Annotated in this window: 22 protein-coding genes; 8 read left to right on the forward strand and 14 right to left on the reverse strand. The window is 66.3% G+C overall.

The window, feature by feature from the left end; translation table 11 throughout:
- The 3 genes from LGR64_RS16595 to LGR64_RS16605 form a co-directional block, all read right to left on the reverse strand.
- Positions 1-285, reverse strand: coding sequence for a hypothetical protein (locus tag LGR64_RS16595; protein WP_080736823.1), 285 nt, complete (start codon positions 283-285; stop codon positions 1-3).
- Positions 286-681: 396 nt separating this feature from the next.
- Positions 682-1,305 carry an immunity protein Imm33 domain-containing protein gene (locus LGR64_RS16600; RefSeq protein WP_141834054.1) on the reverse strand — a complete coding sequence of 208 codons (624 nt, stop codon included), beginning with the start codon at positions 1,303-1,305 and terminating at the stop codon, positions 682-684.
- A 324-nt stretch (positions 1,306-1,629) separates the two neighbouring features.
- A complete protein-coding gene (locus tag LGR64_RS16605; RefSeq protein ID WP_034391612.1) occupies positions 1,630-2,289 on the reverse strand; it encodes a S24 family peptidase in 660 nt (219 codons plus the stop codon).
- A gap of 184 nt (positions 2,290-2,473) precedes the next feature.
- Between LGR64_RS16605 and LGR64_RS16610 the strand changes: the two genes are divergently transcribed.
- Positions 2,474-3,217, forward strand: a complete 744-nt coding sequence (locus LGR64_RS16610) for a hypothetical protein (protein ID WP_230356128.1) — start codon at positions 2,474-2,476, stop codon at positions 3,215-3,217.
- 119 nt (positions 3,218-3,336) lie between these two features.
- Here the strand turns inward: LGR64_RS16610 and LGR64_RS16615 are convergent, their stop codons facing one another.
- Positions 3,337-4,002, reverse strand: coding sequence for a LexA family protein (locus tag LGR64_RS16615; protein WP_141834057.1), 666 nt, complete (start codon positions 4,000-4,002; stop codon positions 3,337-3,339).
- A 73-nt stretch (positions 4,003-4,075) separates the two neighbouring features.
- On the opposite strand from LGR64_RS16615, the gene LGR64_RS16620 reads away from it, so the two are divergent.
- The 4 genes from LGR64_RS16620 (at position 4,076) to LGR64_RS16635 (ending at position 6,489) form a co-directional block, all read left to right on the forward strand.
- Positions 4,076-4,309, forward strand: coding sequence for a hypothetical protein (locus LGR64_RS16620; RefSeq protein ID WP_096915757.1), 234 nt, complete (start codon positions 4,076-4,078; stop codon positions 4,307-4,309).
- Between the two features lie 124 nt (positions 4,310-4,433).
- A complete protein-coding gene (locus tag LGR64_RS16625; protein WP_230356129.1) occupies positions 4,434-5,000 on the forward strand; it encodes a hypothetical protein in 567 nt (188 codons plus the stop codon).
- A gap of 36 nt (positions 5,001-5,036) precedes the next feature.
- Complete coding sequence (locus LGR64_RS16630) at positions 5,037-5,780, forward strand: hypothetical protein (RefSeq protein ID WP_141834063.1); 744 nt, start codon at positions 5,037-5,039, stop codon at positions 5,778-5,780.
- 28 nt (positions 5,781-5,808) lie between these two features.
- A complete protein-coding gene (locus LGR64_RS16635; protein WP_230356131.1) occupies positions 5,809-6,489 on the forward strand; it encodes a hypothetical protein in 681 nt (226 codons plus the stop codon).
- Between the two features lie 39 nt (positions 6,490-6,528).
- Here LGR64_RS16635 and LGR64_RS16640 read toward each other — a convergent pair whose 3' ends face one another.
- From LGR64_RS16640 to LGR64_RS16670, 7 genes are all read right to left on the reverse strand, one after another.
- Positions 6,529-7,707: a DUF4272 domain-containing protein gene (locus LGR64_RS16640; RefSeq protein WP_230356133.1), complete on the reverse strand. Its 1,179-nt coding sequence runs from the start codon at positions 7,705-7,707 to the stop codon at positions 6,529-6,531.
- A 120-nt stretch (positions 7,708-7,827) separates the two neighbouring features.
- Positions 7,828-9,360: a sigma-54 interaction domain-containing protein gene (locus tag LGR64_RS16645; protein ID WP_071954838.1), complete on the reverse strand. Its 1,533-nt coding sequence runs from the start codon at positions 9,358-9,360 to the stop codon at positions 7,828-7,830.
- Between the two features lie 71 nt (positions 9,361-9,431).
- Positions 9,432-9,752, reverse strand: a complete 321-nt coding sequence (locus LGR64_RS16650) for an ArsR/SmtB family transcription factor (RefSeq protein WP_013803351.1) — start codon at positions 9,750-9,752, stop codon at positions 9,432-9,434.
- Positions 9,753-10,023: 271 nt separating this feature from the next.
- Positions 10,024-11,337: an SGNH/GDSL hydrolase family protein gene (locus LGR64_RS16655; protein ID WP_230356136.1), complete on the reverse strand. Its 1,314-nt coding sequence runs from the start codon at positions 11,335-11,337 to the stop codon at positions 10,024-10,026.
- A 201-nt stretch (positions 11,338-11,538) separates the two neighbouring features.
- Positions 11,539-13,053, reverse strand: a complete 1,515-nt coding sequence (locus LGR64_RS16660) for a tripartite tricarboxylate transporter permease (protein ID WP_141834074.1) — start codon at positions 13,051-13,053, stop codon at positions 11,539-11,541.
- Entirely contained in the window at positions 13,053-13,622 is a 570-nt protein-coding gene (locus tag LGR64_RS16665) for a tripartite tricarboxylate transporter TctB family protein (protein WP_063326714.1), read from the reverse strand. The genes LGR64_RS16660 and LGR64_RS16665 overlap by 1 nt, the downstream gene beginning before the upstream one ends.
- Before the next feature lie 216 nt (positions 13,623-13,838).
- Positions 13,839-14,798, reverse strand: a complete 960-nt coding sequence (locus LGR64_RS16670; protein WP_013803365.1) for a Bug family tripartite tricarboxylate transporter substrate binding protein — start codon at positions 14,796-14,798, stop codon at positions 13,839-13,841.
- A gap of 100 nt (positions 14,799-14,898) precedes the next feature.
- On the opposite strand from LGR64_RS16670, the gene LGR64_RS16675 reads away from it, so the two are divergent.
- Genes LGR64_RS16675 through LGR64_RS16685 form a run of 3 tightly spaced genes read left to right on the forward strand, consistent with a single transcriptional unit; the run spans position 14,899 to position 17,593 of the window.
- A complete protein-coding gene (locus LGR64_RS16675; protein WP_043819580.1) occupies positions 14,899-15,621 on the forward strand; it encodes a response regulator transcription factor in 723 nt (240 codons plus the stop codon).
- 30 nt (positions 15,622-15,651) lie between these two features.
- Positions 15,652-17,139 carry a sensor histidine kinase gene (locus LGR64_RS16680; RefSeq protein ID WP_013803366.1) on the forward strand — a complete coding sequence of 496 codons (1,488 nt, stop codon included), beginning with the start codon at positions 15,652-15,654 and terminating at the stop codon, positions 17,137-17,139.
- 4 nt (positions 17,140-17,143) lie between these two features.
- Positions 17,144-17,593, forward strand: a complete 450-nt coding sequence (locus LGR64_RS16685; protein ID WP_013803367.1) for an RNA-binding S4 domain-containing protein — start codon at positions 17,144-17,146, stop codon at positions 17,591-17,593.
- A gap of 105 nt (positions 17,594-17,698) precedes the next feature.
- Here the strand turns inward: LGR64_RS16685 and LGR64_RS16690 are convergent, their stop codons facing one another.
- From LGR64_RS16690 to LGR64_RS16700, 3 genes are read right to left on the reverse strand one after another with little or no spacing between them, the layout of a single operon-like run.
- Complete coding sequence (locus LGR64_RS16690; RefSeq protein ID WP_230356138.1) at positions 17,699-19,072, reverse strand: uracil-xanthine permease family protein; 1,374 nt, start codon at positions 19,070-19,072, stop codon at positions 17,699-17,701.
- 47 nt (positions 19,073-19,119) lie between these two features.
- Positions 19,120-20,547 carry a guanine deaminase gene (guaD, locus tag LGR64_RS16695; protein WP_141834080.1) on the reverse strand — a complete coding sequence of 476 codons (1,428 nt, stop codon included), beginning with the start codon at positions 20,545-20,547 and terminating at the stop codon, positions 19,120-19,122.
- A 19-nt stretch (positions 20,548-20,566) separates the two neighbouring features.
- On the reverse strand, positions 20,567-21,310 hold the full coding sequence (locus LGR64_RS16700; protein ID WP_013803370.1) for a 16S rRNA pseudouridine(516) synthase: 744 nt from the start codon (positions 21,308-21,310) through the stop codon (positions 20,567-20,569).
- Between the last annotated feature and the right edge of the window lie 196 nt (positions 21,311-21,506).

Here is a 21,506-nt window from a genome sequence, read left to right on the forward strand (position 1 = left end):
TCACTTGAGAATGGCAGCTTTGCAAGCTAGGAACTGAGGCCGAGTGAGGATTCCAGCCTGCCTAAGCATTTCCATGGCTTGTATTGCTTTGGCTGTCTGAGCGGCAGGTGATGCTTGGGAAGGTTGTACTACAGCTTTTTTCTCTGAAGATGACTTCCTTGGCTGATCCCCGAAATCGATGTACTTGACCTGCCATGGCGCGTATCCAACTGCTGCAGCCTCTGCAATTTCATCTGCAGAGTAGCCTTGGCTATGCATGTCATGTAGAAAGTCCCAGTCGCTCATGTTGCGCCCTCTAGTTTTGGCTCTTTACAGCGTACAGGATGCTTGGCGGATCGTCAAAATTGACCACAGCTAGCTTCAATGTCTGGAGGATGGCTGATCTTCAACTGTCACAGATCGCCCCTATGCTGACGTTCGAGTCTCGATGAGCAATGTCTGCTTTGCAGCGGTTGCAGCCGCTTATTGCAGCTGGGCGAACTACCGCTCACCTAGTCATAGCGCTCTTTCAGAGCGCCAAAACAGTCACTTCCCCAATGACTGTTTTCAGGTCCGCAGCAGCCCCTCGCTAACAGGCAGTCACTGGGGATGCAGGAAGTCCGCTATCTCGGCCCGCGAATGAGTGCTGTCGACCCTTTCCTGACAAACGCTCTTGCCCAAAGCGGTCATTGGCGTCGCTCGTTAGCGGTCGTTCGACGTAAAGAGCGTTTGGTCGCCGGGATCGGTTACAACCGAAATCCCGGCCGCGTCGACCATTACCAGAAAGCCTTCAGGCAATACCAATGCCGCCGCGAGCTCGGGTCGCATCTTGAGCAACTGAAACGCGAAAACGGCTTCGAGCGCTGGAGCCAGCTCGCGAGGCCCTTGCTGGCCGATGAACCAGCCAGAATCGCCGTCGGTGGGACTGGGTGCGCTACGCACCATGAACAAATTGTCCGCACTGAGGCATCCCTGGTCGATGACCACCTTGTCTTGAAAAGTGGTAGGAACGGGTTCGACGTCAATCTTCTTGGCTAATGAGATTTGATTGAAAAGGACCTGCAGCGCGTTGCTCACATCGGTCGTCTCGTCTTTGAACGGGTCCGCATCGACATCTGGCACGCAAACCGCGAGTTCATTTGAAGGCAGGCGTCGAAAGGACATGAGCATGCTACCGACCTGCAGTCGCACTTCCTCGCCTACGCTTTGCCCAGACCCGTGGAGACGAGTCAGGCAGTCGAGCAACCATTCGGCGTGAACAGCCATGCTGTCCGCACAAGCAACGGTTACCACCTCATCGCCGATCGCTGCATGTTTCTGAAGCACTTCAATCCTTCATCTTCTGAACACAATGTCTGCTGTTGGCCGAATTCTGCCTCACGCGTCGGGGGCTACGCGCCCGGACCGGCCATCGATGTCCGTTCTTTGAACGTCGGCAACCGCTGCAAAGCCGCCACACACAACCCACAGATCAGCATCACCAAATGGGTCGATATCAGATCAGAAGCTAGACGACTGGCCAAGCCAGCGGATCAGTTCCGAGGGAGAGCCCAATTGCTTGGCTCTGCGACTGACCCATTCCAAGCGTATGCACAAGGCATTCAAGTTCCCGCGACGGATGAAAGATTCAGCCATCAAGACAGGACAGACTCAGAGCTTGGCCCCGACCCATATGGCTCGCCCTTGCACCAGGCCCTCAGCCTTCCCGGCAATGACGATATCCGGGTGCTCGCCCTTATCAGCGTTGTCGGCCACGGCATGCCAAACATCGCCCACCCGCTGAAAGCGCCGCACAAGCATCTGCCCTTCCCACGCGAATGCATAGACGCTGCCACGGCGCGGCGTTTGATCCGCACGATTGAGCAAGAGCACGGCACCGTCCCGGATCGTGGGCTCCATGCTGGTTCCTGCCACATGGACGAGGGCCGCGTTCACCGGGCTGACGCCGATAGCACGCAGAAAATCGCGTCGGAACTGGAGAGCCCCGAGTTCCTCGACAAGATTGGTTTTTCGAGAGCGTTCGGGCGCGGCTTCAGCATCCAGGCGGACGAGTTGGATGAAGTCCTCACCTTCCGCGACACGGCCTCGCAACAAGGTATCGACGTCCACGCTGAAGTAATCAGCAAACTTCTGCAGTGACTCCATTCGCACGCCGGTTTCCCCGCCAACGATGCGCTGCAAAGTGCCCTGCCCGATGTCGAATCCAGCATTCTTCATGTCACTACGCAGGCGCCCGATCGCCTTGCCCTTGATCATCAGGGCAGCGTTTTCGGCCAATGTTGCGTTCACGAAGCTGCGCATGGGCAGCATTCTTTGGTCTTGCTATACCGATTTCGGTACGATAGAGTTAGTGCAAATTCACTTGAATTCGCCAGTTTTGAAGAGCCAGCCTATGGCTCAACTTAAAACTTCTCATACCGCTTTCGGTGAAGCTGTCCAAACTCTGGATCAACTTGGCCGCACAAGCTTCAACTAGACGCAGACGCCTACATCCATGCACATCACCCACCACTTCACCCCTGGCCTGCGCTTCGCTGCGCAATGGAAGTACGCCGCCCGCGCGCCATCGGGCCGGGCCTGTTGGTCGCGGCTGCCGCTGGGGCAGCCTGATGCGGGCAGGGCTGATCCGCATGGCGCCTGGTGGTGTGTGCGGCGCTGCGCTGCCGTGCTGCGGCGGGAGATGTGGCAGTCGGTGAATCTGCCTTCAGACATACCTTTGCGGCCGGGGCCGGAAGATGTGGCGCTGGCCCTGAACGCGCTGATGCCGCGCTGGCAGGTACAACTGAGCGCAGGGGCCGGGCACATGTCCATGCAGTCCTGCACCCAGGCAGTGATGGCCGGGGGCGGAGCGGTGCTGCAACTGCAGTCAGAGGCGCTGCACCAGCGGCCGCAGAGCACGTTCTGGGCCTGGGTGATTGGCGTGGAGATGCATCAGAAGATGCGGCCCGCGCCGGTGAAGCCATGGCCCGCAAGCCGCGCGCCCCGCCCTGTCGCGCTGCTGACCATTCCCTTTGGCTGGAGCATGCCCTGGGCCTGCGGCTATGCGGCGCGGGTGCAGATGAACAGCGACGGGCGCTGCGATGTGGATGGCATTGACGGGCAGTGGCGCGAGTGCCGCTGCCTTGCCGCCGTGACGCTGTCGCCCGCGCAAGACGACCAACGCGGCCAACTCGGAGAACGAGGCCAAGTCGACCAAGTCGGCCATGCCGGCCTCCTGCAGGGGCGCCCACTGTGTTGATGCCTGCCCGCGTCGGAAGATTTTCCCAAGCCGCTTGTCGCTTGCCGCCATCCATGAATCACGGGCGCGGCAGCCGGCAGCACCAGGGCCGCCGCAGCGGTGCCAAGGCCTCGGCCCTGCTATCGGGCCTGGAACCGCCGGCGATGCTCCACCACGGTGCCGCGCAACTGCAGCGCCTGCTCATCGCTGGATAGTGTGGGATGGTCTTCGTTGAGCGGCACCAGTTCGAAGATTTCCGCACCGGCCTTGTCCAGGCCGCGCACCCGGTACTTGCGCAAGATGGCCTGTTGCCGGGAGTCGGTGGCCAGCACGCAGTCCCCGGGCCGCGGCGGCAGGGCGGGATCGATGAGCACGCGGTCCCCTTCCCGGATTTCCGGGGCCATGGCGTTGTCTTCCAGTCGCACGAAGAACGCACGGGGCGATGCGTTGTCGCTGGCGACTTCGATGCCCAGGAACTGCTCATCGTCGGCATCGTCCATGGCGTCTTGTGCGCTGCGGCAGCCTGTCTGCTGCAGGCCAAGCAGGGGATAGCGACGCGTGCCCTGGGGCAGTTGGCGCTGCAGCGCCGCGGCACCGGCCGACATGGGGCCCTTGCCGCATTCCAGCCACAGGGCCGAGACACCGCACAGGGACGCGAGCGTGGCTGTTTTGGAGGTGCCGTTTCCGCTTCTCTCAAGGTCAGCAATGGTCGATTGCCCCATGCCCGCCTGGCGGCCCAGCTGCGCTTGGGTGAGGCCCGCGAGACTGCGAGCGCTTTTGAGGCGTTGGCCGAAATCGGTTGACATGCTCCGTAGCTTACGGAAAACCGATATGTCAAATTCGATTGTAAAAAAATCGACTTTTCGATAGCATGAAACTATGGAATGGAAAGACTACCTCGCCAGACTTGCTGCGAAGGGTGTCAGTCAAAGCCAGATCGCCCGCGAAGTGGGCTGCGGTCAAGCAACGATTTCTGACCTCGCATTGGGCAAGACCAAAGAGCCGCGCACATCCCTGGGTATGGCGCTCATGCGCATCGGGGACCGCTGCGGCATCAAGACTCCGTACGGTGCCCAGCCTTCGGCACACGATGATGAGAAGTCCTGTGGCTGAGACCACGCACCTCACCCACCGCTTCACCCGAGGGCTTCGCTTTGACGGACTGTGGACCTACTCGGCGCTCACGCCTTCAGGCCGAGCCTATTGGGCACGACTGCCGGCAACCCGGGCAGGCGGCATGGCTGCAGCAGATCCACAGCGGGCCTGGTGGTGCGTGCGCCAGTGCGTTGCAGTGCTCAATCGCAGGCCCTGGCGTTCCGCGCATCTGCCCTCGGGCCTGCCTGCGCAGCCGGAATGTGGCGATGTGGCGCTGGCCCTGGGCGCAATGCTTGCGGACTGGAACGTGAAGGTGCTGGATGACCCCTCGACACAGGCGCCGCTGCTGCGCAGCACCGATGCGCTGCTTGCCGGTGGCTGCTCTTTGCTGCAACTGCAGGCCGAGGATTCAAGCGATGGCGTGCAAGCCGTTTTCTGGGCCTGGGTGATCGGCGTGGAAATGCACGAGAGGTTCCAGCGCGCCAAGCGCATTTCAGCCTTTGACATGCCCGGGCGCCCTGGCGCGCTGCTGATCTGGCCCTTCGGCTCGCCCCTGGCATGGAATCACGCCTTGAGGGTGACGGTGGATGGCGAGGGGCTGTGTGATGTGGATGGCCTGGATGCGCGCGCAAGCCGGTACCGCTGCACGGCGGCCATCACGCTGGAGCCACTGAGCGACGACATTGCCGTCAACGGCAGCTTCTCCTGACCGGCTTTTTCTGACCGGCTTTCCTGACCCGAAGAAATGCAGAACTCCAATCTCACGCCAGAGCAGTACGAGCGGGAAATTCCGCTGGAGCCAAGTAGTCCCGGTCAACGCCTCATCAGCGGCCTGCTCTTTGATGATCACTGGCAATACAGAAGGCGTGCGGAAGCCGGCAAGACCAGCTGGACACAGCTGCCTATGGCCTCCGACCTTGCTGGCCCGGCCGACCCTTATGGCACCTGGTGGTGCGTTCGCCGGTGCGCCGTGGTTCTGGAGCAGCACCACTGGTTGTTCCTGCGGCTGCCCGTTCACCTGCCCCCGCTTCCCGGCGTGGAGGAGCTGGCGCAGATCCTTGATGTGCTGCTGCCCGATTGGGACGTGCAGGCACCTGCTGAATGCGCCCGAACGCCCTTGCTGTGCGCCCAGGCAGTCGAGCAGGGAGGCAGTGCCTTGCTGATGCTGGAGTCACCGGAATGCGAAGGGCCCAAGCCGGGCATTTTCTGGGCCTGGGTGGTGGGGTACGAACCGGAGCTGCCGTTGTCGTGCACCGACGATTGCGTTGCGTTCGACACATTGCCGTCACCGGGTACGCAGGCCATGGCGCCTCCCAAGGCTTTGCTTGCCCTGCCCTTTGGCTCGACCCTGCCCTGGTCCAGCGGGTACGCCACCCGGATCCAGGTGCAAGCCGACGGGACCTGCCTCCTGCATGATGCGGGCGGCCCCTGGCACCCATGCCAGTGGCTTGGCACGGTCACGCTTGCAGCCAGGCCCGCACCGGACTGACGGTAGTGGATCTGCAGCCGCAATGCACATGCCCAGGTCTCCCATTCGTACCTTCATGCCCGGCCTGCGCTTCGATACGCAATGGCGCTACGAGGTGGGTACACAGACGCGCAAGACGCGCTGGGCCACACTGCCCACGGTTCCCGATGCCCAGTGCCTGCCCGATCCGCTGGGCGCCTGGTGGTGTGCGCGGCGATGCGCTGCCGTGCTGCGGCAACGGGCATGGCTGCAGGTGCAGTTGCCGCTGCAGTTGACGCCACAGCCCGGCCCGCAAGAGCTGGCGCAGGTTCTGGCTTTGCTGCTGCCCGGCTGGAAAGCGCAGCTTGAGAATTTCCCCGCCCTCGCTCCGCTGCGTTGTGCCCAAGCCATGCAGCGGGGCGGCAGCGCCATGCTGCTGCTGGAAATGCCAGGTCACAGGTTTCGCTACCCGGCGCTCTTCTGGACCTGGGTGATCGGCATGGAGCGATCACCGCTGCGCCTGCGCTCTGCAAAAAATCTCACGCGCCTCGAACCCTATCCATCAGCGCAGCCGCTGCCCGAAGCCTTGCTGGCCATGCCCGCCCGCCGCTCAAGGCCCGGGGCCAACCGCCACGTCACCCGCATACAGATGGACGCCGCCGGGCGCTGCATCTCGGATGACGCCGCATGGCCATCGGACGGATGCAGGTGGCTGGCCTGCATCACGCTGGAGCAGTTGGGCGTGGGTTGAGCTGTGGCCGCGGCAGCCAGGCGCCCTGCGCAGCACGCCTCAGGTCGGCGTATCCACGTCATCCCAGTCATTGCCCTCGAAGCGCACCAGCCAGTTCAACGCATGGTGGCGTTCCATGAGCACGTCGGCGTTCAGCCCGGCTGGCGCGGGCTGCTGTTGCACCTGGGCCTGGCGCACGATCCAGTGCAGGCGGTAGTGCTGGTCCAGGGCGTCGAGGATTTCGCTGTCGGGCCGCATGCGTGCGGCATGCAGGGCGCCTTGCAGGTCCCCCGCCTGCAGCAGGGTGCGCGAGGTGAGCGGCACATCGCAGATGGCGCCGGGGAACGGCAGCACATCGACCAGGCCCAGCGCCCATTCCAGCAAATACGCGGCTTCGTAGCGCCAGCCGAACTTGGCGATGGCCTCTTCGGAGGGCCGGGCAGTGGCCATGAATTCGCGCTCATTGGGGGTGAGCGCGGCCTGGGCGGCTGGCAGGCGCTGGAACAGTTGCTCGGGCGTGAGCGGTTCGCCACTGTTCAGTGCTCCGTTCAGTGCGTCGTTCAGTGATTCGGCGCGCACGGCCACGGCGATCAGGGCAAAGGCGCGGGCGGCGATCTCGTCGGGTGCGCGCATGCGCAGTTCGGGCTCGGAGATCAGCGGTGGCAGGCTGGCCGCTGGCGTGAAGCCGCGCTGCGCCAGCACCTGCTCGCTGCGCTGCTTGCGATGCCAGGCCTGCTGCGGATAGGGCAGCGCAGCCTGGTCATCAGGCTCGGCGCCGTTGGCATCCAGCAGTATGCGGCCCTGCGGATCGCGGATGCTGCCGTCCGTCAGAAAGGCGATGGCGTTGGCGCGCTGCGCCCAGCCGGCAAAGGCGTCGAGCTGGGCCGGCGCAATGCCCAGGCTCAGGTGCTGCTGCACACGCTGGATGTGGCGCATGGCGTGGTAGCGGTTGCGCGTCATCTGCCCATCGCCGCGCCCCAGCACATAGCCGACAAAGCCGGAAAGATGGGGCGCCAGCTCAGGGTCCGCAAGATCGCGGCGCCCGGCCAGCGTGTGCGCAAAGTCAAGCGCGGGAAGGTCCCAGACGGTGCAGTAGGCGTTGATGAGTACTTCGTCTTCTGCGGCATCCGACTGGGGTTCGTGCGGCTGGTGCTGGGTTTGCGGGTGTTCCTCTTGGCGAGCGGGCTTGGGGGCGGGCTTGCTGAATGCGGTCTTGAGGCGGGTGAGGAGATTTTTCATGTTCACGGGCTTGGTTCCGGGATTGGTTCCGGGCTTGGTTCCGGGGTTAGTTCCGGGATTGGGAGCGACAGGAATCACCCCGCCTCTTGGCCACAGTACGGCTTGCAGGCGGCGGGTGACTCAGCCCTGCAGCTCCAGCACCGCCATGCGGTCATACAGCGTGGCCCGCGAGATGCCCAGCTGGCGCGCCGTGGCCAGTTTGTTGCCGCTGTTGGCGGCCAGGGTGGCGGTGATGGCCTTGCGTTCCAGCTCGGCCACCTGCTGGGCCAGGGGGCGAAGCAGGTCGGTGTCGGCGGGGCTGTTGTGAGCAGGGGACGGGGCGGGTGCAGTCTCGGGGCCGGGCGCGGGGGCGGCGGGTTCCACGCCGGATGAGCGCAGCACTTCGCGCAGTTGCTCTGCGTTGATGGCGGTGTCTTCGCTGCGCATGGCGGCCTGCTCCAGCACGTTGCGCAGCTCGCGAATGTTGCCGCGCCAGGTCTGGCCGGCCAGCAGGGCCAGGGCGTCGGGCAGGAGTTCGGGCGGGGGCATGTCGTTGCGCAGGGCCAGTTCTTCGGAGAGGACTTCCACCAGGGCCGGGATGTCGCGCCTGCGTTCGCGCAGCGGCGGCACGCGGATGGGCAGCACGTGCAGGCGGTAGAAAAGGTCTTCCCTGAAGCGGCCATCGCGCACCATCTGCGGCAGGTCGCGCGAGGTGGCAGCCACCACGCGCACGTCAAAGCGCACGAGCTGGTTGGAGCCCAGCGGTTCGATCTCGCCCTCCTGCAGCGCGCGCAGCAGCTTGGCCTGCAGGTTCAGGGGCATGTCGCCGATTTCGTCGAGGAACAGCGTGCCGCCGTCGGCCAGCCTGAATTTGCCGTCGCGCGGCTTGCGGTCTGCGCCGGTGTAGGCGCCGGGGGCAACGCCGAAGAATTCGGCCTCCAGCAAGGCGTCCGGCACGGCGGCGATGTTGACGGTGACGAAGGGGCCGCCGGTGCGGGCCGATGCCGCGTGGATGGCATGGGCCAGCAGTTCCTTGCCGGTGCCGGTCTCGCCCAGCAGCAGCACGGGGCTGAGCGACTGGGCCGCGCGGCGCGCCTGGCGCTTGACCTCCACGGCCGCCGGGCTGCTGCCGACAAAGCTGGCAAAGCTGTACTTGGCGCGGCGCTCGCCCTGCACGGCCACGCGTAGGCTGCGGTTGCGCTGGGCGGCCAGCTCGCGCCGGGCCTCGTCCAGGTCGCGCTGCAGAACAGCGAACTTGCTGATGAGGGGCTGCAGCGTGGTCTCCGGCTGGTCGAAGAGCACGATGCCGATGGCACCGATGACCGCGCCCGCATCGTCCTTGAGCGGGATGCGGCTGACCACGAAGGTGCCGGCGCGGTTGGTGAGCAGGTCGATGAGTACGGGCTCGCCGGTTTCCAGCACGCGGCGCATGCGGGTGTTGGGGATGACGTCCTCGACCATGTGGCCCAGGAAGTCGTCCACCGAGGCCACGCCCAGGTCGGGCAGGAAGCGCTGGTAGCCCTCGTTGACCCAGACGATGCGCCCTGCCCTGTCGGCCAGGAACATGCCCTGGCTCATGGTGGAGAACAGCTGGAACATGGAGCGCGCTGCCAGCGCGAGGATGCCGTCGGCATCGAGCGGCAGGGGCTGGACCAGGGTGGGTGTGGGCGGCATGGATGGCATCCTAGCGGAGTCGCCTTGGGTCCCCTTGAGATCCCTTTTTGCAGCTTGCGGGTCTGCCGCGCTCAGCCCTGCGCGATGGCGACCTGGGCGCAGATGGCGCGGCACATCTGCGCCGCCTGCGCGTTGGCGATGAAGTAGTAGATGCTGACGCCTTCGCGACGCCGGCCCAGCACGCCGGCCTGGTACAGCGTGTTCAGGTGCTGGGACATGTTGGGTTGCGTGGTGGTGATGTCGGCGAGCAGTTCGGTCACGTTCTTCTCGCCATGGCACAACACGCTGATGATCTTCAGGCGCACGGGCGCCGCCATGGCACGGAACAGCTCCGCAGCGCTCTCGAACACGCTGTCGTCGCTCAGGTCCATGCTGTCATTGCGGCTGTCCATAGGCGTCTGTCATCCTGGTAATGGAGGGTGGGCGGGTGAGCGGGCCGGCATGCTCGCCGCCCCATCGGGCTAGTTTATAGCCCGCAGGGCGGCAGCGCAGGCTCGGCCCGGCTCGGGTTCGGCTTGATCTACGGCAAGGCGCCGTGTCATCGCTCAGAAATCAACCGTGGCCGACAGCATGACTTGCCCAAGGCAGGCCGCACAGCGGCATCGGAGCCATCGCTCCGATGTCCAGGCTCAAATCTGCAAACAAGCTCTTGCCGGTTCACAGCTAGCGCGGCAGCAGGCCCGGCAGTATGGCGTTCAGATCCACCGCATCGGCCATGGCGCGATTGCCTTCGTCGCCAGGATGCAGGCGGTCGCCCGAGTCGAAGCGCGCCGCCATGCGGGAAGGATGGGCGCCATCGCGCAGCACGGCGTCGAAGTCGATGACGGCATCGAAGGCACCGCCCAACCGTATCCATGCATTCACCTGCCGGCGCAGGTCGTCCTTTTCGGCCTGGTAGTAGTCGTCCAGCGGCGTGCCTGGCAAGGCGCCCTCGAAGGGCGGCAAGGTGGCGCCGATCACGCGCAGGCCGTGGCTGCGCGCCCTGGCAATCAATTGGCGATAGCCCTCTGCCATGTCCTGCAGCGTGGGACGCGGCGCCTGCCGCGCAAAGGCCGTGCCGGGCCAGGAAATATCGTTGATGCCCAGCAGCACGATGAGGCTGCGCACACCGGGCTGGGCCAACACATCACGCTCGAGCCGCGCCAGCGCATGCTCGCCCATGCCATCCGACAGCAGGCGCGCGCCCGAAATGCCGGCATTGACCACCGCCGCGCCGTGCGGCGCAAGGCGCACGGCCAGGAAGTCCGGCCAGCGGCTGTCCCGGTCCAGGCTGGCCGTGGCGCCGTCGGTGATGGAGTCACCCATCACCGCTACCACGGGCGCCGCGGGCGACGCGGGGTTGGCCTCAACCTGAATACCCGCCAACAGCGGGCGGGCCGTGCTGCTGATTGCGCCAGGGTCCGAAGTCCGCAGCGCCGCAGCAGCGGACTGGTCGCCCGCCACGATCCAGCCCGTCTGGCGGCCATCCCAGTGAAAACTCTGCACAGGCGTGGCGCCGGGCAGGTACAGGCTCACGGCCACCTGCGACAGCGAGGCCAGCGGCAATGCCACAGGGTCGCTGACCAGGGATGCGCCTGCGGCAATGGTGGCTTGCGCGCTGCCGCCAAAAGTCACGGCCTGCAGGCTGCCAGCGTCAATGGCGCCCGCCGGCAACGGCTTTACCACGGTGGCCCTGCCCACCGTCACAGGCTGGCCGCCATAGGCGTTGGACAGCACGATGCGCAGGCGCGGCCCGCCCAGGCTGATGCGCGCCACCTGGCGCACGGTCTGATCCTGCAGCACAGCGGGCAGGTTGGTGGGAAAGAGGAAGTCCGCCCCCCAGACCGGCTGCGGGCTGGCCTGCCAGGTGGCAGCCCAGTTGGAGGCTTCAGCCGAACCCGCCGGCACCGTCGGATCCGCCATGGCGGGCGTGGAAATCACAAGCGCCAGAAGGGCCGCGACCGAGGCCGAGGAAAGCGATGGAAAGAGTTGCTGCATGCAAGGAATCCGATGTCTGTCGATGGCGGGATCATGGATTCAAGGGCTGCGTGGGACTAGACGGTCTGCTGGAACACCATCTGTGAATGGAAGGCATCAACCAGCGGACGAAAAAAAAGCCCCTGCCTCGGAAGGCAGGGGCTGTCAGGGGCCCGGGGCGCCATGCGTGACACCGCCGGGCCGGCTAGCAACGGGTTGGCATCAGCCTGCAGCCGCCTCCGGCGAGGGCTTGGGCTGCAGGCGCTTGAGCACGCGCGGCACGATGAGCACGCAGGCCACGATGATGATCAGCGTCAGCGACATGGGGCGCTGCAGGAAGATCCACCAGCTGCCTTCGCCGATGGACACGGCATTGCGCATCTGTGCCTCGGCCAGGGGGCCCAGGATCATGCCGACCACGACGGGCGCGGTGGGGAAGTCGAAGCGGCGCATGATCACGCCCAGCACGCCGATGCCGTACAGCAGGAACAGGTCGAACGCGCTCTGGCGCATGCCGTAGGCACCCACGGTGGCGAAGATCAGGATGCCTGCGTACAGCTGAGGACGCGGGATCTTGAGCAGCTTGACCCACAGGCCCACCATGGGCAGGTTGAGCACCAGCAGCATCAGGTTGCCGATGTACAGCGAGGCGATCAGCGCCCAGACCAGGGCGGCGGACGAGCTGAACAGCTGCGGGCCGGGGTTGATGCCGTAGTTCTGGAATGCACCCAGCAGCACGGCCGTGGTGTTGCTGGTGGGAATGCCCAGGGTCAGCAGCGGGATCAGCGCGGCGGTCACGGTGGCGTTGTTGGCGGCCTCTGGGCCGGCCACGCCTTCGATGGCGCCCTTGGTGCCGAACTCGGTACGGTTCTCGCCCTTGGCCAGCTTCTTTTCGGTGGCGTAGCTCAGGAAGGTGGGGATCTCGGTGCCGCCGGCAGGGATGCAGCCGAAGGGTGTGCCGATGACGGTGCCGCGCAGCCAGGCGGGCCACGAACGCTTCCAGTCGCTGCCGGTCATGTGCACGCGGCCCATCCTGTTTTGCGTATCGACGACCTTGCCTTCGTACATGGCGGCATACAGCACCTCGGCCACGGCGAACAGGCCCACGGCCACGAGCACGATGTCCACGCCGTCCAGCAGTTCCATCTTGCCCATGGTGTAGCGCGCAGCGCCCGAGATCTGGTCCATGCCGATGCAGCCCAGCGCCAGCCCCAGGAACAGGGCCGTCATGCCGCGCAGCGCGCTTTGGCCGAGCACGGCACTGACGGTGGTGAAGGCCAGCACCATCAGCATGAAGTACTCGGGCGGGCCCAGCTTGACGGCAAAGTCGGCCACCGAAGGCGCGAACAGCGTGACGACCACGGTGGCCACGGTACCGGCCACGAAGGAGCCGATGGCGGAGGTGGCCAGCGCGGCACCCGCGCGGCCGCTCTTGGCCATCTTGTTGCCCTCCATGGCCGTGACCATGCTCGCGGTCTCCCCGGGCGTGTTCAGCAGGATGGAGGTGGTGGAGCCGCCATACATGGCGCCGTAGTAGATGCCCGCGAAGAAGATCATCGAGGCGGTGACCTCGACCTTGGCGGTAATGGGCAACAGCATGGCCACGGCCACGGCCGGGCCGATGCCGGGCAGCACGCCCACGGCCGTACCCAGGGCGCAGCCGACCAGAGCCCACAGCAGGTTGGCGGGTGTGATGGCGGTGGCGAAGCCCGCCATCAGTGCGTCAAAGATTTCCATTACAGCCACCCCGTCTCAGTCAGGCCCGGCAGGTTGATTGCCAGGAATTGCGTGAAGGCCCAGAACACGGGCGCCGAGATGAGCAGCCCTGTGACCACGTCCTTGACCCAGGTGATGGGTGCGCCCGCCTGGGCCTGGCCGCCAGCACGGCGCAGGCCCTGCACGGCCAGCACGTAGCAGATGGTGCAGCTGACGATGAAGCCCGCCGTGCCGATCAGTGCGGCGTTGACCATCAGGCCGGCCGACACCCAGACGAAGGCGCCGATGTCGGCGCGTGGATGGCCGCCAGGGGCAGAGGCTTCGCGGTAGCCGCCCGTGCGCGCCTCCCAGACCAGCCAGGCGCCGCAGACCGCGAGCACCACGGCGCACAGCCAGGGCAGGAAATTGGGGCCGACGCCGCCGTAGCCGGAGTCGGAAGGAATCTGCAGCGCGCCGAAGGCCAGGCCTGCAGCGACGAGCAGCACGCCAGAGCCGACGATGGTCTGCGCGCGAACCGAGGGAAAGCCGCTGGGCTCATCGGCCTGGGCGGCATCCGTGGCAAGTGGATTGGGTTGTGAGGACTCGGACATGGTCAGTTCCTGGCCGCAGCGGAGCCGGCGACCGGGCCGGCCACCGCTGCAGACGTGGGGAAAAAATTAAGCCGCCGGGGCCTGCGGGCCGCTGGCGCGGCGCGCGGGCATCTTCCGCTTCTTGAAGCAGGCGCTGCGACTGGCGCCTGCCGTGGCCCGCAGGAGTGCGGGCCTGTGGCCGCACCGGCCCCGCAAGAGGCCGGTGCAGCCGTTCGATCACACCATGCCGGACTTGACCATGGTGGCGCGCAGGCTCGCGAACTCCTGGTCCACGAACTCGCCGAAGGCATCGCCGGCCAGCCACGCGGGCGTCCAATCGTTCTTCTGCAGAGCCTCGGCCCAGGCCTTGCTCTTGGTGGCCTTCTCCAGCATGGCGACCAGCGCGTCGCGCTGGGGCTTGGTGATGCCGGGCGCGCCGTACACGCCGCGCCAGTTGCCGATCTCGACGTTGATGCCCTGCTCCTTGAGCGTGGGCACGTCCACGCCCTTCAGGCGCTGGCCCGAGGTCACGCCGATGGGCTTCATCTTGCCGGTGCTGATGTACTCGGCGAACTCGCTGAAGCCGCTGCCGCCCACGGTGACGTTGCCGCCCAGGATGGCGGAGATGGCCTCGCCGCCTCCACGGAAGGCCACGTAGTTGATCTTGGAGGGATCGACGCCGACTTCACGCGCGATCATGGCCGCCGCAATGTGCTCGGTGGAGCCGCGCGAGCCACCGCCCCACTTGACGGAGCCCGGGTCCTTCTTGAGCTGGGCGATCACCTCGGCCATGTTCTTGAAGGGCGAGTTGGCGGGCAGCACGAACACGTTGTATTCGCTGGTCAGGCGCGCCAGCGGCGTGGCCTGCGTCAGGTTCACGGGCGGCTTGCCCGTGATGATGCCGCCCAGCATGACGGCGCCCATGACCATCATGGCGTTGGGATCTCCCTTGCTGCCGTTGACGAACTGCGCGAGACCGATGGCGCCGGCGGCGCCGCCCTTGTTGTCATAGGTGACGGAAGCAGCCTGACCAGCGTCCTGCAAAGCCTTGCCCAGGGCACGGCCCGTGGTGTCCCAGCCGCCGCCGGGGTTGGCCGGCAGCATCATCTTGACGGCGACCGCAGCCTGAGCAGACAGCGGCAGGCTGCCTGCGGCGGCCAGTGCGGCCAGCGACTTCAGAAAAGTATCACGACGCATGGTTTGACTCCTTGTGTTGTAAGGCTGTCGATGATCGGTTCGCTACCTGTCAAATGGCTGTCCAAACCCCTAGGGGAATCCCTAGATCGCTCTTGGCGCGATGGCCTGCATCGCGCCCGGTGCTAACGTGCGGGCCATGCAATTGCTGCTCGTAGAAGATGACAACGCCATGCGCACCACGCTGCAGCGCACGCTGATCCGGCGCGGCATCCAGGTGGAGACGGCGGCCGACGGCCCCTCGGCCCTGGCGCAGTGGCTGGTGCGCGAGCCCGACGCCGTGGTGCTGGATTTGAGCCTGCCCGGCCTGGACGGCCTGCAGGTGCTGGAGCGTGCGCGCGGCCAGGGCCTGCGCACGCCCGTGCTCATCCTGACTGCGCGCGGCACCGTGGGCGACCGCGTGCTGGGCCTGAACGCCGGCGCGGACGACTACCTGGCCAAGCCCTTCGACCTCGACGAGCTGGAGGCCCGGCTGCGCGCCCTGCTGCGCCGCAGCAGCGACAGCTTCGCGCCCAAGCCGCCGCCCGAGACCATTGCCATGGGCGCGCTGCGCTACGACAAGGCCAGCGGCGCCATCCACCGCGATGGCGAGATCATGGAGCTGACGCCCCGCGAGCTGGCCCTGATGCACGCCCTGCTGGCACGCCCCGGCCATGCCGTGGCCAAGGAGCGGCTGTTCGCGCTGGTGTTTCCCGGCGAGTCCGATGTGCAGTACGAGGCCGTGGAAGTCGTCGCCTACCGGCTGCGCAAGAAGCTGTCGGGCACGGGCGTGCAACTGGTCACGCTGCGCGGCCTGGGCTATCTGCTCAAGGCCGAGTCGGCCTGACGCATTGCCGCATTCCTGCACCGCAAGCCCATGCGCGACCCCGGTCTTCCCCTTCCCGCCCCCGCCCGCGCGCGCCAGCCCTGGTCGCTGCGCCGCCAGTTGCTGACGGGCATTCTCGTCCCCGTCATTCTGTTCATTGGCTTCAATACCTGGAGCCTGTACCACCAGACGCTGGCTGCGCTGAACACGGCCTATGACCGCACGCTGCTGGCCTCGGCCAAGAGCATCAGCGAGCAGCTGGATGTGACGGGCTATGACGAGTCCGCCCAGTTGCATGCCATCGTTCCCTACTCGGCGCTGGAGATCTTCGAGGCCGACAACCAGAGCCGCATGTTCTACCGCGTCTCCACGCTGGACGGGGAAATGGTGTCGGGCTTTGGCGAGCTGCCCATGTGGCACGGCGTCATCCCCCAGCGCCCGCCCTACGCGGCCCTGGTCGATTTCTATGACGCCCAGTTCCGCGGCCGGCCCGTGCGCATGGCCGTGCTGCTGCAGCCCGTGGCCAGCGCCAAGGGGCGCGGCATGGCCGTGATCCAGGTGGCCGAGACGCTGGAGCTGCGCGAGACCCTGGCCCTGCAGATCCTGCGCACCACGCTGGCGCGCCAGGCCCTGCTGGTGGCTGCCGTGGCGCTGATCGTGATCTTTGTGGTGCAACGGGCCACCCAGCCCGTGCGACAGCTCAGCAGCGACCTGCGCTCGCGCCCGCGCGGCGACCTGAGCCCGCTGTCGGCCCCCGCTGCGCCGCGCGAACTGCAGCCCCTGCTGGAGGCCATCAACCAGCTCATGCTGCGGCTGCGCCAGCTGCTGTCGGACCAGAAGCGCTTTGTGCGCGATGCATCGCACCAATTGCGCACACCGCTGGCCGTGCTCAAGGCCCAGCTGCAGTCGGCCCAACGCGGCGATGTGCCGGCCGAGCAGGCCTTCGAGGAAATCGGCGCCACCGTGGACCGCGCCACGCGGCTGGCCAACCAGATGCTGGCGCTGGCCAAGGTCGAGCAGCTACGGCAGGAAGACAGCGCCGAGCCGGCATCGCCCGCCCCCAGCCTGCTGGACGAAGTGGTGCGCGACGTGGCCATCGAACTGTCGCCGCTGATTGCCGAGCAGGACATCGACTTCTCCATAGACACCGAACCCTGCCCCGTGCCGGCCCATGAATGGATGCTGCGCGAGCTCACGCGCAACCTGCTGCACAACGCCATACGCCATATGCCTGCGGCCGGCAGCCTGCACATCAGCGTGCACCAGGCCGGCAGCCAGGCCGTGCTCAGCCTGCGCGACAGCGGGCCGGGCATAGACAGCGACCTGGCCCAGCGGCTGTTCCAGCCGTTCTCGGCCGGCAATGCGCGCAGCGGCTCGGGCCTGGGGCTGGCCATCTGCCACGAGATCGTGCAGACGCTGGGCGGCGCCATCGAACTGCGCAACATCTACCGGCAAGGCCTGGTCTGCGGATTGCATGCGCACGTGGCGATTCCGCTGCAACCGGCCACTGGCAAGCACCCCGCGCCGCGCGCACAATAACGCCATGACCGATATCGAATCCATGCGTCTGGACAAATGGCTGTGGTGCGCGCGTTTCTACAAGACGCGCAGCCTGGCGGTAGAAGAGATCGGCAAGGGCCGCATCACCGTCAACGGAGCCCTGGTCAAGCCCGCGCGCGAGGTGCGCTGCGGCGACACCGTGGTGCTGCGCCAGGGCCAGATTCCGCGCACCGTGGTCATTCGTGGCCTGTCAGGCATGCGCGGCCCCGCGCCTGTGGCCCAGGCCCTGTACGAAGAAACCGCCGCAAGCCTGGCCGAGCGGGAGCGCCTGGCCGAGCAGCGCCGGCTGGCGCCCGAGCCCGCCAGCAGCATTGCCGACCAGCACGACGGCCGCCCCACCAAGCGCGACCGCCGCCAGATCGACCAGGTGCGCGAGCGCGGCAACTGGGACAGCCGCTGGAGCGCATCCATCGACGACCTGGACCGGCGCTGAATCCCGCGGCCCTGCCGCCTCACGCCTCTTCCAGCAAAAAGGCCATGCGCAACAACTGCGCATGGCCTTTTCTCATGGGTTTGCGGCCGCAGCCCCCTGCGGCGTTCAGACCACCTGGTCCTTGGCCGGTGCGTCGTCCCCCTGCGCACGCGGCAGGATGAGGTTCATCACCATGGCGGCCATGGCCCCCACGGTCACGGCCGAGCCCAGCAGGTACTGCAGCATGTCCGGCAGGGTCTGGACCCAGTCCTTGGGAGCCAGCGTGGCGAAGAAGGAGCAGATGATGGGCACGCCCACCACCAGCATGGCGCGCTCGTCCAGGCGCACATGGCGCAGGATGCGGATGCCCGCCATGGCAATGGTCACGCAGACCACGGCGAACATGCCGCCGATCACGGGCGAGGGAATGGCCGCAATCAGCGCCGAGAACTTGCCCAGGAAGCCCAGGCAGGCCAGCACCAGGCCGGCTGCAATGAAAACCATGCGGCTGGCCACGCCGGTGATCGAGATCACGCCCGCATTGGTGGAGTAGCCGGTGACGGGCGTGGCGCCTATCAGGGCGGCCACGCTGCAGCTCAGGCCCTCGCCCACGGCGCCACGGTCGAGCTGGCGGCTGGTGATGGGCTGGTTGATCACGGCCGAGACCGCAAACCAGGTGCCCGTGGTTTCCGCCATGACCACCAGATAGATCACGACAAAGGTCAGCACGGCAGGCAGGCTGAACTGCAGCGGGTAGTCGATGCCCGCCAGCTTGGGCAGCGTCAGCCAGGGCGCATCCGCAACCGGCTGCCAGGCGAACAGGCCCATGGCCCAGGCCACGGCCGTGCCGCCTGCCAGCGCGATGATCACCGACGACAGGCGCATCCAGCGGCCCAGCCGGTTGTCAAAGCGCAGGCCCAGCATCATGGCCGCGATCAGCAGCGCCGCCGATACCGATGCCAACGCAATCGACTGGTTGACCGTCATGCCGCCGTGGACCGAGAACACGTTGGCGCTGAGCGCAATCGGCAGCAGCGACAGCCCCACCACGAGGATGATGGTGCCGCCGACGATGGGCGGCACCAGCCAGCGGATCACGCGGTGGAACCAGCCCAGCGCCCCCAGCGCAATGACGATCAGCGCTCCCGGAATCAGCGCGCCATAGACGGCTCCCATGCCGCCGAAGCCACCGCCCGCGCCAAAGGCCACGGCCAGGATGGCACCCAGCGGAATGTAGGAAGGCCCTTGCGCAACAGGCATGCGCATGCACCAGGCGGTCTGGATCAGCGTGCCCAGTCCCGCTGCGAGAAAGGTGGACTGGATCATGGACGCCGCATCGGCTTGCGACAGCGCCAGGGCCGAGGCAATGATGAAGGGCACGACATACACGTCCATGGCCATCACATGCTGCAGGCCCAGCAACAGGGCCTGTGACAGCGTGACGCGGTCGTCGGGGCGGGCGATCAGGCGCCCTTCGTAGGAGGAGGTCGGTTCGGTCATGGGACGGAAAAATGCGGAAAACGGCCGCAGCGCAAAGACTGCGGCGCTCAGACAGCAGTGACAGCGCCGACCGCGCCGGCGGCCTGGCGCCGGTGCACGCACTCGCCCTGCACCCAGGTGCTGGCCACATTGGCGCGCGTGGCGTGGTGGATGATCTTTTGCAGAATGTCGACCGGGCCATCCGCGCCGGGCCAGATCTGGACATTGGAGTCAGGCCCCTGGCAGTCGATGGCCAGGGCGTCCATGGCGTGGCCGGGCTCGATGCGGCCAATCGGCAGGTCCAGCGCATCGCCCCCCGCCGCCGTGGCCAGCCACAGCGCAAAGACGTGGTCGATGCGGGCCTGCACGCCCTGCCCCGCCCTGCCGCGCTGCGAAGCGCCCAGGGCCGGGTCCACCCCCTCATGCAAGGCCAGCGAGGCCGTCATGGCGTGGCGGCAGGCATCGAACATGCTGGGGCTGTAGCCGCCCGAGATGTCCGTAGCCAGCCCCATGCCCAGTCCCTGCTCACGGCCGCTGCGCGCGGGGAAAACGCTGTTGGCGAAATAGAAGTTGGATAGCGGGCAATGCGCTACCGAGGCGCCCGTGCGCGCCATCAGCGCCACGTCATCGGCCTTGAGGAAGTTGGCATGGGCCACGACCGTGCGGCGTGTGAGCAGGCCAAAATCATGCAGCGCATGCGCATCGGTGCGGCCCTGGCGTTCCAGCACATGGGCATGCGCCCAGTCGCTCTCGGAGCAATGGGTTTGCACATGGGCGCCGGTGCGTCCAGCCAGGTCGCCCAGGCCGCGCAGCAGCTCGTCGGTGCATGAAGGAATGAAGCGCGGCGTGATCACCGGCAGCACGCGCTGCTGCGCGTTGTCCGGATGCTGGCGCAGCCAGTCGATGAAGCGCGCCGTCTCGGCAATGCCTTCGGCGGCGCTGGCGTCCTTATAGTACGGAGGACATTGCGACGGCTCGTCCATCGCCACCTTGCCCACCAGGGCGCGCTGGCCCAGGGCCAGGCAGCGTTCGGCCAGCACCTGGTTGCCCACGGCGTGGATAGTGCCGAAGTACATGGCCGTCGTCGTGCCATTGGCCAGCAGCGTGCGCACCACGCTGTCGTAGACCGATGTGGCAAAGCCGGCATCGCCGTAGCGCGCTTCCAGGGGAAAGGTGTACTCCTGCAGCCAGGTTTCCAGCGGCACATCCAGGGCCTTGCCGCTTTGCGGCCATTGCGGTGCATGCACATGCAGGTCCACCATGCCGGGCAAAAGGTACTGGCCTTCGGGCAGGCGCTGCAGCGTGCCTGCGGCCGCATGCGCGGCCTCCAGAGCGGCGCGGCGGGGATCACCGCGCTCCAGCACGGCATCGATCATGCCGCGGCCATCCACCACGATCAGCACGTCCTGCTGGATGCGCAGCGCATCCGGCACGGGCGCATCGAAAGCAGTGCACAACAGGGCCCAGCCCCGGCCAGGGTCAGCGCAATTCATCATGGAAACGCGGCCCCCTGCCTCACTTGGCCTTGAGCTTGGCCAGGTCCTCGGCCGTCAACCATCGCCACTGGCCCGGCTGCAGGTCCTCGGTGAGTTCCAACTCGCCGATCTTCCAGCGATGCAGGCCCTCGACGCGGTTGCCAACGGCCGCGATCATGCGCTTGACCTGGTGGTACTTGCCTTCGGTGAGCGTGAGGTCCAGCACATGCTCGCTCACCTGCTCGCAGGCCGCGGCCTTGACGGGCTTGGGGTCATCGTCGAGCACCACGCCGTCGAGCAGGCGCTGCACCTGGCCGGCATCGACCGGATGCTTGGTGGTCACGCGATAGATCTTGGGCACATGCTTCTTGGGCGAGCTCATGCGGTGGATGAACTGACCGTCATCGCTGAGCAGCAACAGGCCCGTCGTGTCCTGGTCCAGCCGCCCCACGGCCTGCACGCCCTGCACGGCACCCTTGTTCGGGCGCAGCCGCAGCGGCAAGGGCAAAAGCGAGTAAATGCTCGGATAGGTCGAAGGTTTTTGCGAGCACTCCGTGCCCGCCGGCTTGTGCAGCAGCACATAGCCCAGCGCGTGATAGGCCCACTCCACGCCCTGCACGCGATAGCGCAGGCCTTCAGGATCGATGTCCTGCGTGGAGTCGAGGCAACGCACCCAGTCATTGGCCTCGGTGTCCCACAGTTCCACCCAGCCCTGCTGGACCAGTCCGGAACACACGCGGCGGATGCCGAACCCTTGGGAATACAGAATGTCTTGCAGTTGCATGTTCATCTTTCAAGCCGTTTGCGCCCACCATGGCGCACGCACATCGCGCAGGCGACGATACAAGTACTTCTGCGCAAACAAGCAAAAAACCCCGTAGCTTTGGGCTACGGGGTTTCTTGGGCTGTAAGAGCCTGACGATGACCTACTTTCACACGGGAACCCGCACTATCATCGGCGCAAAGTCGTTTCACTGTCC

The organism is Delftia sp. Lp-1, assembly GCF_020523835.1.
GTDB lineage: Bacteria > Pseudomonadota > Gammaproteobacteria > Burkholderiales > Burkholderiaceae_C > Comamonas > Comamonas acidovorans.

Excerpts from the sequence above, each read along its gene's own strand:
- LGR64_RS16650 (WP_013803351.1), bottom strand. The coding sequence starts at position 9,752 with ATGGACAGCCGCAATGACAGCATGGACCTGAGCGACGACAGCGTGTTC.
- LGR64_RS16680 (WP_013803366.1), top strand. The coding sequence starts at position 15,652 with ATGCGCGACCCCGGTCTTCCCCTTCCCGCCCCCGCCCGCGCGCGCCAG.
- LGR64_RS16660 (WP_141834074.1), bottom strand. The coding sequence starts at position 13,053 with ATGGAAATCTTTGACGCACTGATGGCGGGCTTCGCCACCGCCATCACA.
- LGR64_RS16595 (WP_080736823.1), bottom strand. The coding sequence starts at position 285 with ATGAGCGACTGGGACTTTCTACATGACATGCATAGCCAAGGCTACTCT.
- LGR64_RS16645 (WP_071954838.1), bottom strand. The coding sequence starts at position 9,360 with ATGCCGCCCACACCCACCCTGGTCCAGCCCCTGCCGCTCGATGCCGAC.
- guaD (WP_141834080.1), bottom strand. The coding sequence starts at position 20,547 with ATGATGAATTGCGCTGACCCTGGCCGGGGCTGGGCCCTGTTGTGCACT.
- LGR64_RS16635 (WP_230356131.1), top strand. The coding sequence starts at position 5,809 with ATGCCCAGGTCTCCCATTCGTACCTTCATGCCCGGCCTGCGCTTCGAT.
- LGR64_RS16685 (WP_013803367.1), top strand. The coding sequence starts at position 17,144 with ATGACCGATATCGAATCCATGCGTCTGGACAAATGGCTGTGGTGCGCG.
- LGR64_RS16620 (WP_096915757.1), top strand. The coding sequence starts at position 4,076 with ATGGAATGGAAAGACTACCTCGCCAGACTTGCTGCGAAGGGTGTCAGT.
- LGR64_RS16700 (WP_013803370.1), bottom strand. The coding sequence starts at position 21,310 with ATGCAACTGCAAGACATTCTGTATTCCCAAGGGTTCGGCATCCGCCGC.
- LGR64_RS16630 (WP_141834063.1), top strand. The coding sequence starts at position 5,037 with ATGCAGAACTCCAATCTCACGCCAGAGCAGTACGAGCGGGAAATTCCG.
- LGR64_RS16670 (WP_013803365.1), bottom strand. The coding sequence starts at position 14,798 with ATGCGTCGTGATACTTTTCTGAAGTCGCTGGCCGCACTGGCCGCCGCA.
- LGR64_RS16605 (WP_034391612.1), bottom strand. The coding sequence starts at position 2,289 with ATGCTGCCCATGCGCAGCTTCGTGAACGCAACATTGGCCGAAAACGCT.
- LGR64_RS16625 (WP_230356129.1), top strand. The coding sequence starts at position 4,434 with ATGGCTGCAGCAGATCCACAGCGGGCCTGGTGGTGCGTGCGCCAGTGC.
- LGR64_RS16665 (WP_063326714.1), bottom strand. The coding sequence starts at position 13,622 with ATGTCCGAGTCCTCACAACCCAATCCACTTGCCACGGATGCCGCCCAG.
- LGR64_RS16675 (WP_043819580.1), top strand. The coding sequence starts at position 14,899 with ATGGCCTGCATCGCGCCCGGTGCTAACGTGCGGGCCATGCAATTGCTG.
- LGR64_RS16640 (WP_230356133.1), bottom strand. The coding sequence starts at position 7,707 with ATGAAAAATCTCCTCACCCGCCTCAAGACCGCATTCAGCAAGCCCGCC.
- LGR64_RS16610 (WP_230356128.1), top strand. The coding sequence starts at position 2,474 with ATGCACATCACCCACCACTTCACCCCTGGCCTGCGCTTCGCTGCGCAA.
- LGR64_RS16615 (WP_141834057.1), bottom strand. The coding sequence starts at position 4,002 with ATGTCAACCGATTTCGGCCAACGCCTCAAAAGCGCTCGCAGTCTCGCG.
- LGR64_RS16655 (WP_230356136.1), bottom strand. The coding sequence starts at position 11,337 with ATGCAGCAACTCTTTCCATCGCTTTCCTCGGCCTCGGTCGCGGCCCTT.
- LGR64_RS16690 (WP_230356138.1), bottom strand. The coding sequence starts at position 19,072 with ATGACCGAACCGACCTCCTCCTACGAAGGGCGCCTGATCGCCCGCCCC.